The sequence below is a fragment of the Mycobacterium sp. NTMscope_MAC_12 genome, assembly GCF_976985675.1.
Genome location: NZ_CDRJYY010000001.1, coordinates 5,084,180 through 5,096,061 on the forward strand (window position 1 = coordinate 5,084,180; position 11,882 = coordinate 5,096,061).

12 protein-coding genes are annotated in these 11,882 nt (G+C 67.9%); 4 read left to right on the forward strand and 8 right to left on the reverse strand.

Annotated elements, in window-relative coordinates:
- Positions 1-9: 9 nt before the first annotated feature.
- Positions 10-1,143 carry an NAD(P)H-dependent amine dehydrogenase family protein gene (locus AC0KS4_RS23585; RefSeq protein ID WP_225327187.1) on the reverse strand — a complete coding sequence of 378 codons (1,134 nt, stop codon included), beginning with the start codon at positions 1,141-1,143 and terminating at the stop codon, positions 10-12.
- Between the two features lie 74 nt (positions 1,144-1,217).
- Here AC0KS4_RS23585 and AC0KS4_RS23590 point away from each other — a divergent pair, with 74 nt between their 5' ends.
- The 4 genes from AC0KS4_RS23590 to AC0KS4_RS23605 all read left to right on the forward strand — a co-directional run bounded on the left by AC0KS4_RS23590 (position 1,218) and on the right by AC0KS4_RS23605 (position 5,538).
- A complete protein-coding gene (locus AC0KS4_RS23590; protein WP_238957121.1) occupies positions 1,218-2,096 on the forward strand; it encodes a MarR family transcriptional regulator in 879 nt (292 codons plus the stop codon).
- 24 nt (positions 2,097-2,120) lie between these two features.
- The gene (locus AC0KS4_RS23595; RefSeq protein WP_238957122.1) at positions 2,121-2,846 is read left to right on the forward strand and encodes a pirin family protein; all 726 of its coding nucleotides are present in this window, start codon (positions 2,121-2,123) and stop codon (positions 2,844-2,846) included.
- A 57-nt stretch (positions 2,847-2,903) separates the two neighbouring features.
- Positions 2,904-4,349, forward strand: a complete 1,446-nt coding sequence (locus tag AC0KS4_RS23600; RefSeq protein ID WP_238957123.1) for a YhgE/Pip domain-containing protein — start codon at positions 2,904-2,906, stop codon at positions 4,347-4,349.
- Between the two features lie 79 nt (positions 4,350-4,428).
- A complete protein-coding gene (locus AC0KS4_RS23605; RefSeq protein ID WP_238957412.1) occupies positions 4,429-5,538 on the forward strand; it encodes a phosphodiester glycosidase family protein in 1,110 nt (369 codons plus the stop codon).
- Here the strand turns inward: AC0KS4_RS23605 and AC0KS4_RS23610 are convergent.
- The 7 genes from AC0KS4_RS23610 to AC0KS4_RS23640 form a co-directional block, all read right to left on the reverse strand.
- Positions 5,531-6,196 (reverse strand): YoaK family protein, encoded by a 666-nt coding sequence (locus tag AC0KS4_RS23610; RefSeq protein WP_238957413.1) that lies wholly within the window; start codon positions 6,194-6,196, stop codon positions 5,531-5,533. The two genes, AC0KS4_RS23605 and AC0KS4_RS23610, sit on opposite strands and share 8 nt — an antisense overlap.
- Before the next feature lie 72 nt (positions 6,197-6,268).
- Complete coding sequence (locus AC0KS4_RS23615) at positions 6,269-7,018, reverse strand: mammalian cell entry protein (protein WP_238957124.1); 750 nt, start codon at positions 7,016-7,018, stop codon at positions 6,269-6,271.
- Complete coding sequence (locus AC0KS4_RS23620; RefSeq protein ID WP_238957125.1) at positions 6,985-7,539, reverse strand: mammalian cell entry protein; 555 nt, start codon at positions 7,537-7,539, stop codon at positions 6,985-6,987. Before AC0KS4_RS23620 ends, AC0KS4_RS23615 begins: the two co-directional genes overlap by 34 nt.
- Positions 7,536-8,507 (reverse strand): RDD family protein, encoded by a 972-nt coding sequence (locus tag AC0KS4_RS23625; RefSeq protein ID WP_238957126.1) that lies wholly within the window; start codon positions 8,505-8,507, stop codon positions 7,536-7,538. Before AC0KS4_RS23625 ends, AC0KS4_RS23620 begins: the two co-directional genes overlap by 4 nt.
- Entirely contained in the window at positions 8,504-9,193 is a 690-nt protein-coding gene (locus AC0KS4_RS23630) for an Mce protein (RefSeq protein WP_225327194.1), read from the reverse strand. The genes AC0KS4_RS23625 and AC0KS4_RS23630 overlap by 4 nt, the downstream gene beginning before the upstream one ends.
- Complete coding sequence (locus AC0KS4_RS23635) at positions 9,163-10,713, reverse strand: virulence factor Mce family protein (protein WP_225327195.1); 1,551 nt, start codon at positions 10,711-10,713, stop codon at positions 9,163-9,165. The genes AC0KS4_RS23630 and AC0KS4_RS23635 overlap by 31 nt, the downstream gene beginning before the upstream one ends.
- On the reverse strand, positions 10,707-11,870 hold the full coding sequence (locus tag AC0KS4_RS23640; RefSeq protein ID WP_275254615.1) for a virulence factor Mce family protein: 1,164 nt from the start codon (positions 11,868-11,870) through the stop codon (positions 10,707-10,709). Before AC0KS4_RS23640 ends, AC0KS4_RS23635 begins: the two co-directional genes overlap by 7 nt.
- Positions 11,871-11,882: the final 12 nt, after the last annotated feature.

An 11,882-nucleotide genomic window follows, 5' to 3' on the forward strand; every position in this document is an offset into this window, starting at 1 on the left:
ATTGCCGGGCTAGAACAGCCGGCTGTCCGGCGGCGGGCCCGGCACCGGACGCACCAGGCCGGCGCCGGTGATCAGCGGCAGGTCCAGCGCGCAGAGCAACCCGGGCGGGGCCGCGCACACCGCGGGGATGGCATTGACCATCCGCGAGGAGCCGGCGATGCGCGCCCCCAGGTCGTGGTCGCGGTCTTCGGCCATCTCGAATTCGCACCGCATGCTCGGGGAACCCTCGATCTCCACGCGGTACAACCCCCGACCGGACGCCATGCCGTAACCGAGGTCCTTGGGCGGGATGCAGATGTGCGGCTGGGGCCAGTCCGGGGCGATGTCGTCGCGCATGCGCGTCACGTGGTCGAGGACGAAAGTCGGTTTCCCGCCGACGAAACCGGTCAGCGTCGAGCGCATGGCCGCGATCGTTCCGGCCGCGATGTGCCCCGTCGGCGTGTCGAACGATTCGTCGGCGGGGATCCGCTCGTTGGCCTCCTCGATGTTGTCGATCTTGACCCCCAGCCCGGCGGCGAGCTGGTGCAACACGGGGCCCCAGCCGAACGTGAACACCCCGGGCGTCGCCGCGAACGCCGGATACTCCGGCGGTTGGCCGAACCCGAGGATCTCGTACACGGCGGAGCGGTCCGGGTAGGTCGCGTAGTTGAACATCTCCGTCACCCGCACCGATTCGATCACCCGGGAGACACCGGTAAGCACCAGCGGCAGAACGTCATTGGCGAACCCGGAGTCGATGCCGGTGGTGAAGAACGACACCCCACCGTCGATCGCGGCCTGGCGCAGCGGCTCGGTGAACGCGGAGTCGACCGCGTCGGGAAAGACGAGTGGCACCACCGAACACGACACCACGTTCTTTCCCGCCCGCAGGATCGACACCATGTCCTCGACCGCCTCCAGCGGCCGTAGGTTCGCGCCGGCGGCGTACACCACCGCGTCGGCGTCGCCGGCGAGCATGTCCGCCGGATCCTGGGTGGCCACCACGCCCACGGGCGCGATGCCACACAGCTCCCCGGCATCGCGGCCGGCCTTGGCGTCGCTGTGCACCACGACGTCGACCAGTTGGAGCTCCGGATGGTCGATCACCCCCCGCAGGGCGACCACGCCCATGGAACCGGGTCCCCACACTCCCACCTTCAGCACGACGATCTCCTAATATTAGGACGTATATCCTTGCATTTTGGACGGATCGTAGGGAGGCGGCGGTGGATACGTCAATGGCGGAGACGCGCGGCGAAGCGCGCGCCAAATCACCGCCCACCGCGCGGGTGATGGATGTCCTTGCGGCCCTGGCGAAGTCACCGAACGGACTGACATCGGCCGAGCTGGCGAAGAGGTGCGCGATCAGCACCTCGACGTGCGCCCTCGTGCTGGCCGAGTTGGAACGGCGCGCCTGGGTGGCGCGGCGCGGAAATCGGCGCTACGTCCTGGGCAGCGGGCTGTTCGGGCTGGTGCACGGGCTGCGCGAGCAGTTTCCCCTGCTGGACCGCGGGCGTGACGCGCTGCGCTTCCTGCACGACACGCTCGGCGCGGGCTGCTCCATGTCGAAGATCGGCGCTCGGCACCTGACCACCGTCGACACGGTCGGCCACGGCACCGACGGCGAACACGCTGTAGGGCAGCGCTTCCCCATCGACCCGCCATTCGGTCTGGTCGCCATGGCCTGGCGCGACGACGATTTCATCCGGGCCTGGCTGCATCGCGTGACGCCCCGCCTCACCCGCGCCGAAATCGCGCAGCACCAACGGGTACTGGCCGATATCCGCGCCCGCGGCTATGGCGCCTGGCGCTTCGACGACACCCACCAGTCGCTGCACAGTCGGCTGGCCGAGCTGTTGGCCTCGCTGGAGCCGACGGCGCACGTCACCCGACAGCTCACCACGCTGATGACGATGGTGACCCTGCAGTCGGTCACCGACATCCTCGAAACAGACTTGGCCACCGCCGAATTCGTCGTACTGCCGATCTTCGCCCCCGATGGACAGCCGGAGTACCAGATCGAGATCCACCTTGGCCACGCCACCGGGTTGACTTTGCCCGAACTCGACGCCGCGCTCCGGCATGCCCAGGGGCTGCTCACCGCCGCGGTCGGCTGACCCGACCGGGATTACGCTGGGACCATGTCCGCCACCACGGAGATCCGGCGCGCGGCCGATCGGGCCGTCACCACCACACCCTGGTTGACCTCCCGGCACTCGTTCTCCTTCGGCGACCACTACGATCCCGACAACACCCATTACGGGCTGCTGCTCGTCAACAACGACGACATCGTCGCCCCGGGAACGGGATTCGACACACACCCGCACCGGGACATGGAAATCGTGACCTGGGTGCTGCGAGGCGAACTATCCCATCACGACTCCACCGGAAACCGCGGAGTCATCTATCCCGGACTGGCGCAACGCATGTCGGCCGGTCGCGGCATCCTGCACTCCGAACGCAACGACTCCGCCAGCGAGCCGGTGCATTTCGTGCAGATGTGGGTGGTGCCCGACGAATCCGGCATCGACCCGAGCTACCAACAGCACGAGATCGACCCGAAAATGTTGGACGACAACCTTGTGACGATCGCCTCAGGCATGCGCGCCCAGGACGCCGCCATCACCCTGCACAACCGCAACGCCGCGCTGCACGCCGCCCGGCTGCGGGCCGGGGCGGCCGTGCACCTCCCAGTGGCGCCTTACCTGCATCTTTTCCTGGCCCGCGGCCGGGTCAGCATCGAAGGGATCGGGGAGTTGGGCGTGGGCGACGCCGTGCGCTTGGCCGACGCCGACGGCCGGCGCGCGGCTGCGAGCGAGCCCTCCGAACTGCTGATCTGGGAGATGCACGCGAAGCTGGGCGACTGAGCCCATAGAGGGCCGGCGACGCAGCCCATAGAGTGGGCACGACAGACAGGAGTCGGCATGCCTCACTCGCACGCGCAGCACGCGGCACCCAACCCCAACCGAAACATCAAGGCGATCCGCACCGCGCGATTCTGGGGGGCGCCCCTGGTCATCACGTTGGCGCTGATGTCGGCGCTGTGCGCGCTCTACCTCGGCGGCATCTTGAACCCGAGCACCAACCTGCACCATTTCCCCATCGCGGTGGTGAACGAGGACGCGGGCCCCGGCGGCGCGCAGATCACCGACCGGCTGGTGAATGGGTTGGACAAGAACAAGTTCGACGTCCGGGTGCTCTCCCGCGGCGAGGCCAAACATCAACTGGACACCGGCCTGGTGTACGGCTCGGTGGTGATACCGCCCAGCTTCTCGTCCAGGCTGCGGGACTTCGCGACCAGCGCGGTGGTGCCCGCCCGCGCCGAACGGCCGTCGATCACCGTCTCCACCAACCCGCGGGCCGGCACACTGGGCGCGAGCATCGCCGGCCAAACCCTCAGCACGGCCATGGGCATGGCCAACGGCATAGCGGGACAACGGGTTATGGCGGAGGTGGCCGCGCAGACCGGCGGCGCGCCCCTTCCCGGCGCGGCCCAGGTGGGGCTGGCCGCCCCCATCGAGATCCAATCGGTCGTCTACAACCCGCTGCCCAACGGCACCGGCAACGGTTTGTCCGCCTTCTATTACGCGCTGCTGCTACTGCTGGCCGGATTCACCGGCAGCATCGTGGTCAGCACGCTGGTGGACGCGCTACTCGGCTATGTGCCGGCCGAATTCGGCCCGGTGTATCGGTTCGCCGAGCAGGTCAGGATCTCCAGATTCCAGACGCTGCTGCTCAAGTGGGCGATGATGGTGTTACTCGGGCTGCTCACCTCGGCGGCGTACCTGTGGATCGCCGACGCGCTGGGCATGCCCATCGATCTCAGTTGGCAACTCTGGGCGTTCGGCGTGTTCGCGATCGCCGCGGTGGGCATCACGTCCAGTTCCCTGCTCTCGGTGCTCGGCACGGCGGGGATGCTGGTCAGCATGCTCATCTTCGTGATCCTCGGCTTGCCGTCGGCCGGAGCCACGGTGCCGCTGGAGGCGACGCCGTCCTTCTTCCGCTGGCTGGCCGAATTCGAGCCGATGCACCAGGTTTTCCTGGGCGCTCGGTCGCTGCTGTACTTCGGTGGCCGCGGGGATGCGGGCCTGACCCAGGCGCTGACCATGACGTCGGTGGGCCTCGTCATCGGGCTGCTGCTCGGCGGCATCGTCACGCACCTGTACGACCGCAAGGGCTTTCACCGGATTCAGGGTGCGGCCGCGTTCGCGGTCGCCCAGGAGCACCAGGCTCAACACAAGGCCCGCCGCGGCAAGCCGGCGGGGCCGGCGGCTGCCGAGCCGGCCGTCACCGAGCCGGCCGTCGACTCAGCCACGCCGGCCGACCCAGCCGAGCCGTCCCAGCCCGAAAGTTCCAGCGAGCAAACGTAATTCGCGCGTGGCCCAAGCGTCATCGGCCCGTGATCTTTGTTGACAGTGTGACTTATGAGGCTGATGATGTCTCTGTTGCATCCAGATCATGGCCGAAAGGGCTATCGTGCTGACCCGACGCGCCAGCTTCCGCCGGCTGGCGGCGTGCTGCACCGCCCTCGTCGCCTGCTTCACGCTGGCGGTCACCTCCGGGCAGCCGCTGGCGCGAGCCGCTGACGGCCGCGATCTGCTCGCCAACGCGATCGGCAGCACCCGCGGTTCCTACCTGGTCTACAACTTCGGCGCCGGTCACCCCGCGCCGATGCTCAACGCGGGCGGCAGCTGGTATGAGATGAACAACGGCGGCCATCTGATGATCATCAAGAACGCGGCCGGGCGGCTCTCACCGCATCTGCTCGTCGACACGCACCAGGGCGACCAGGCCCGCTGCGAAAACAATCCGGGCGCCCGCACCGGCGAGGGCCTGTGGCAGGCCTCGGAGCTCTACACCCCGCTGCAGGCATGGCAACGCATGGGCCAGCCGACGATCGCGATCAACGCCAACTTCTTCGACGTGCGCGGGCAAAAGGCCGGCTCGTGGCGCCAGACCGGCTGCAGTTCACCGTTGGGCGCCTTCGTGGACAACACCAATGGCCGGGGCCGCGCCAACCAGGCCGTCACCGGCACACTCGCCTATCCCGGCAAGCAGGGTCTGTCCGGCGGCGGCGAGAACTGGAGCGCGCTGACGACGATGATCCTGCCGTCCGGCGGCGCGCCGTACGTGGTGTGGCCCAGGACGAAAAAGGACTACGACGCCGCCACCCCCGTCGTCCAGGACCTGCTCAGCAAGAACGAGAGGTTCGTGGCGGTGTCGGGAATCGGGCTGTTGGCGCCCGGCAACACCGGACAGCTGAACGACGGCGGGCCCAGCGCGGCGCGAACGGCGCTGGCCTACGCGAGGCAAAAGGACGAGATGTACATCTTCGAGGGCGGCAGCTACACCCCGGACAACATGCAGGACCTGTTCCGCGGGCTGGGCAGCGACAACGCGGTGCTGCTCGACGGCGGCGGCTCCTCGGCGATCGTGCTGCGCCGTGACACCGGCGGCATGTGGGCCGGCGCCGGCTCACCGAGGGGATCGTGCGACACCCGGCAGGTGCTCTGCGACTCCCACGAGCGGGCGCTGCCGAGCTGGCTGGCCTTCAACTAGCTACCGCCGCAGCGTTTTTCGTTGCAGCGGGGCCGAACCTGAAGATCAGCAGGCTCGCCGCGATCACCGCCGCCGCCACCACGAACACCGGGGCAACCGTGAACCTCGACATCGTCGCGCCGACGAACGCGCCGGCGCACATGGTGGCGACGACGCCGATGCGCAGCCGTTGGCGCTCGCCGGTGCCGCCGGCCAGCCGACTGTCCAGGCCGAGGCTGACGATCGTCGATGTCAGCACGGTGGTGGAGAGTTCCTGGATGCCGAACTGGCGCGCGCTCGAGTGTTGCAACCCGAACGTCACGGCGAGGATGCCGATCATAATGAGCGTCGAATTGCGTTGGTAGCGCAGCACTCCCGTGCCGGCCAGGATCGACAACGCCACCAGTAGGACGATTTCGGTGGCCAGCACCGTGGTGATCCACGTCCGCGTCCGTTCACCGAAATGCCTGACCAGTCGCCCGCTGAGCACGGTGGTGCACACGAACGTCGGCAGGGCGACCACGACGGCGGTCAGGTCGATGCTGGTTCTCGGCGCCAGCCAGAAACCGAGGAAGATCACGTTGCCCGTCATGTTGGCGACGAACACGTGGCCGAGCACCAGGATACTGATCGAGTCGGCCAATCCCGTCGCAAAGGTCAGCAACAGCAGCGCCGCCACCGTGGATCGTGGTGATACCGGTGAGGTAACCGCCATGGCGTGCAGTCTATTTCGGCGCGGCCCGGTGCAGCGTTACGTTTTCGGTGTCAGGTCCAGCGAGGTGATCGTCGTCATCCTGGTCACCAGCCAGTGGCTCTTCGATCGCTTCATGAACAGCCGGTAGGACAGGTATTTCAGCGACGGCACGTTCTTGGTCAGCGGGCTGGTGGACGTCGTGTTGGTGTAGATGATCACCACGGCGTTGCTGTCATCGAGCGATTCGACCGCCGCGCCGGTGACGTCGGTGTGGTTGGTGATCTTGGCCTGCTTGTTCGGCGCCACGATGGCGTCGACGAATTTGCGGTACTGCGCCGCGAAATCACCACTGAGATAAGCGGATGCGCGGTCGGCGAGGGTGTCCATGTTTTCCGGGGTGTAGGTCCACAGGGTGGTGATCGCGTTGGCCGCGGTCCGCGCGACGTTGAGTTTCGTTTCGGCGACGGCCCGGTCGGCCAGGTACGGCTGCACCATCGCGCCGGCGAATCCGGCGGAGCCGACGAACAGCACGGCGGTGACCAAGGCGACGATCGCCCACGCCTTGCCCGCCAGCCGTCGCTTGCGCTTGGTGGCCGGCGGGGTGTCGGTTGCCTCGGCGGCTTCGTCGGCGTCCTCGGTGGCCTCGGCGTCGGTGGTGGACTCGGCGTCGGTGGCCTCGGTGGCCTCGGTGGCCTCGGCGTCGGCGTCCTCCGGTGCCGCAACGGTCGCCTCGGTCGCCTCGTCGTCGGGGGCCTCCGGGGCCTGCGCGGCGGTCAGATCACCTGCTGCAGGTTGCTGATCTTCCACTGGTTACCTTCCTGCGTCGCGGTTGCCGCCCAACGATTGGCATTTTCCAATACCTGTTTCTCATCCGGTGATTTCGTGGTGATGGCCGTGGCCACCATGACATTGGCGCTGCCATCGTCATTCCATCGCTCCAGGCCGGCACCGAGCACGCTGCCCGTGGCCGGTTCGGCCCGGGCGACCTGGAGCAGGATCTCGTTGGCGTTCTTCTCGTACTGCTTGGCGAAATCGCCGGTCGCCTGGGCGAGTACCCGGTTCACGTAGTCGTTGGCGTGAAACGGATCGATGGAGGTGAACTGGGTCATGAAGCCGGTCACGTAGGTGAGCACCTCGCGGTCCCGGGACGCGGCGCGCACCCGGGATTCGTGCGAAACCCACACCAGCGCGCAGACACCGATCGCCGCCACCATCAGCACCGCCGCGACCGTGTTGGCCAGCGGCACCAACCATCCTCGCTGGGGCGGCACCGGGCGCTCGACCAGCAAGGGACGCTCACCCGGCGCGAACTTGCGGCGCGGGCTCATTTGCCGTTCCCGGGCGGTTTCGGCTTGGACAGCACGGTGAGATCGTCGACGCGCCAAGCGTTTCCGCCATCCTTGGCGAAGCTCACCCGCACGGTTGCGCTGATGTAGCGCACCTCGGGTGCCGCGCCGCGCCGACCCTGCATGAACAGCAGCATCGTCGCGCGGTTCGCGGCGGCCGATTCGATCGAACTGTTGGTCACCCAGTACTCGTTGATGACCGGGGTGCCCTTGCGCACCAGGTCCTGCTGGGCCGCCAGCTGGCCGCGGTATTTGTCGGTGGCCAGCGACTGCGCCCGGGTGAAGTCGTCCTGCAGCGACTTGGGGTCATAGGTCAGCATCTGGGCCACGATTTTTGGCCCCTGCGTGGCGATCTGGGCGCGGGTTTGATCGCTCGCCCGCTCCTGGGCGTACACCACGCCGTAGCTCGTCGCGGCACCGCCCAGGCATACCACCGTCGCCCCCAACACCGCGGCCGCGGCCCAGCGCCGGATGTCGGGCGGCGTCCGGTCCGGGTGCGGGCGCCGCACCTCGGTGCGGGCCACCATGTCGGCGAACGTGCGGCGGCGCGAATCCCACAGCGGCCACAGCCATCCCACCACCGATGCGGTGTCGAGCAGGTGGGCGACGTCGCGAAGCAGTAGCGTCCACGGACCCGGGGCCGCACCGCCGCGACGCGTCACGGCGATGCCGGCCACGGCGCGGCCCAGGCTCCACCCGGTGATGGTCGGCAGCAGGAGACGGTTGACCAGGACCAGCAACACGACGGCCGCGAGCACGGAAACGCATGTCCACCACCACACGCCGCGCGCCGACACCGTGAACGACACCAACACCAGCGTCGCCACCGCCGCCACGCCGGGCAGCACGTCGACAGCGAAGGCGCCGACGCGAGAATGCCAGGGCGCCAAGGCTTCCCGCGGTGGCTCGGGGACGTCCGTGGGTGCAGTCTGTTCGACCACCACCGTCACTTCGTCACCTGGTCGAGTTTGGAGATCTTGTATTGCCCCTCGGCGAAGGCCATCTTCACCCGCAGGCGGTAGCCGGCCTCGTTCTGATTCTGATCGCTGGCCACCTTGACGCGAAGCGCGACGAGGATGTCGATCGAACCGTCGGGGTTGTTGCGCTCGACCGCCGCGCGCACATCCGACACCTGGACGTGGATGTTCGCGGCCTGGTACGCCTGGATGAGCATGGTGGTGTACAGCAGCGCCTGCGTGCGGAAAGCGTCTGTGCCACAGTCGATGATCTTCTGCTCAGCCGCGGTCATCGCGTTGGTGTCCGGCGCCTGCGTCGCCGTGACGCATTCCACCGCCGCCTTGAGCGCGGTGGCATCGTTGCGGGCGATCACCTGGCTGTCGTGGTGATAACGCAGCGCAAGGTAACCCCCCGCACCGATCGCACCGGCGCACAGCACCAGCACCACGGCGATGGCGGCCAGCCACCCACGCCCCACCCGAGACGGGCCGCGCGGCACGGCCGCACCGGGCGCACTGGGTTCCCCGGATTCCACCGGATCCTCGGTGTCACCCTGCGGATCGGCTTGCTCGGCTCCGCTCTCGGGTGCCGTCGAATCCTCGTCCTTGTCTTCGGGGCTCAACGAATCGTCGTCCGTGTCGATGGGGTTCAGCCGGCTGGTGCCAGCATCTCCTTCCATCCATCGTCTCCTGTTCGGCTCGAGTTCTCGACGGAGTATTTAACCCCGTCTGGCCCCACCAGTTCACCGCTTTGGGGACTGTAGACCGCCGTGGGAGGCCCACCGGGGGTGTAGACACAGGGGTTGGGTTGCTGGCCGTTGCACTGCACCGTACCCGACCCCGGCCGCGACAATGGATCGCTGGTCGGCGGGGGCGTTCCCGCCACCCGGTCCGAGGGCGCGGGGTTCAGCCCGTTGTTGATCGAGGGCGCCGGGATCACCATGCCGGGCTTGACGGGCTGGTCACAGCGCGCGGACGGCGCCGGGCAGGTCAGGGTCTGGTTGGGGTCGCCGTACCAGGGGTTGGTGCCCGCCGGGACGTACGGTTTGGGGTCGCGGCATTCGCGCGGGGTCGCCGCCCGTTTGCCCGGGATGTCGGTGCAGGGGATGTTGCGCGACCCGCGCACGCTGTTGGCCGGGGTCTCCATCGGGATCTTGCAGTAGGTGCCCGTCGGCAGCGGCTGGATGCTGGTGTCCGCCGGGGACCGCCACTCCGAGGCCGGGATGAAGCCGGTCAGGCACGGCGGCGGCTGGTTGATCGACAGCGCCAGGTCGAGCGCGGCCATGTTCGGGAACGGCGCGGCCACGGTCTGGGCGATCGACGCGCCCTGCGGAAGGAACACCAGGACCTGCTCGACGCCGGTGTGGTAGCGCTTGAGCAGGTCGATGACGACCTCGAGATTGGCCAGCGTCTGCGGCAGCGAATCCCGCACGCCGCTGAAGACCTCGTTGACCTGATCGGCCGTCGGCGCGGCCTGGCGCAGCAGGCTTTTCAGGTGCTGGTCCTGCTGCGCGGACTGGGCGCCCAACCTGTTCAGGTTGCGTGCCCAGCGCTCGATGTTGTCGCGCGATTTGACCTGGCTGTCGAGCACCGGGCCGGAGTTCTCGATGATGTCGTTGACGTCGGTGATCTGGGTCTTGAAGTCGCCGACGATCGCCTGGGTGGAGTCGACCAAGCGCTGCAGGGCGGGCCCCAGCCCGCCGACGGATTGCGCGGTCTCGTCGAGCAGTTGGCCGATCTTCTCCTTGGGCAGCACCGACAGGCCGCGGTTCGCCGTGTCCAGCGCCGGCCCGATCTCGGCGGGCACCGTGCCCTTGGTGATGGTCTGCCCCGACGACAGGTACTTGCCGGGGTTTCCGGTCGAGGTCAGGTCCAGGTATTGCTCACCGACGGCCGAGACCGAGTGCACGTTGGCGGTCGCGTCGATCGGGATCTTGTAGTGGCTGTCGATGCTCATGGTCGCCTGGGCGCCGTGCTCGGTCGGCTCGACGTCGGTGACCTTGCCGATGGTGATGCCGCGGTAGGTGACATTGGCCGTCGGATACAGCCCGCCCGACGCGGGCAGGTCGGCCTTGAGCGTGTAGCGGCCAATGCCCATCAGGCTCGGGATCTGCAGGTAGTACACCCCGAGCACGAGCAGCGAGATGACGGTCAGGATCCCGAAGGCGATCAGCTGGCGTCGGATGAAGGGAGTCAGCAATTCCTGTCCCCCCTTTCCACCAGAGGTCCGCCCGGCGCGTCGTTCGGGTTCGGCGTGTAACGCACGTCGGGGATCATCGTCTCGGGGTCACGCCCGAACGACTGCTCGAGCGCCCGCAGGGCTCCCGACAATCCGGTCCCGGTCAGGAACGCGTTGTCGACGGCGCTGTAGGTCAGATCCAGCGTCAGCGAGATGTTGATGTAGTCGCCGCGGAAGATCTTCGGCACCGTGTCGATGTCGAACGGCTGGGTGAGGATCAGCTTCAGCGCGCCGATCAGGTACGGCGAGGCCTTGCCCAGCTCCTTGAGCGGGCATTGCAGCGCCTGCAGGTCGGTGTGCAGCGGCCCGCGCGCCTCCGACAGGTACTGGTCGGCGGCCTGGCTGAGCCGTCCCACCGAATCGACGGCGTTGATCAGCAGGTTCTGGGTGTCGGAGAAGTGCTTGATCAGCGGCGGGATGTCGGTGAGCACCCGGTCCAGGACGTCCGCCCGCCCGCCGACGTAGGTCAGCAGCCGGTTGGTGGAGTCGATGGCGTGGGTGATGTCGTCGCGCTGCGCGTTGAGCTGGGTGGTGAAGGTGTCCAGCTTGCCGAGCAGGGCCCGGATCGCCTCGCCGCGGCCGTTGAAGATGTTGTAGATCTCGTTCTGCAGCACCTCCAGGTTGGGGATGCCGCCGCCGCGCAGGATCAGCGACAGGCTGGCCAGCGTCTGCTCGGTGGTGGGATACGACGACGAGTTCTTCAGCGGGATGGTGTCGCCGTCCTTGAGCAGTTCGGGCGACGGGTTCGGCGGCGAGGCAAGCTCGACGTGCTGCGAACCCAGCAGCGAGGTCTGGCCGATCTTGGCGGTGGCGTTCTTGGGCAGCTTGGTGTGCTTGTCCAGACCCAGCGTCAGGGTGGCCACCCAGTTCTTCAGGTTGATGGCCTTGATCGAGCCGACGAACACGTCGGCCACCATCACCTTGCTGTTGCCGTTGATCGCCAGGGTGTCGGGCACCTGCACATAGATGGTCATCGATCCCGCCCCGCTGCCGGGGCCGCCCGGAATCGAGACGTTGGAGATGCCCTTCCAGCCACACGAGCTCAGCACCATCGCGGCCACCAGCAGCACCAGGGCCTGCCATCCCCGGTGGCGGATCCGCTGCCCAATCACTGGCAGACGGTTCGTCGC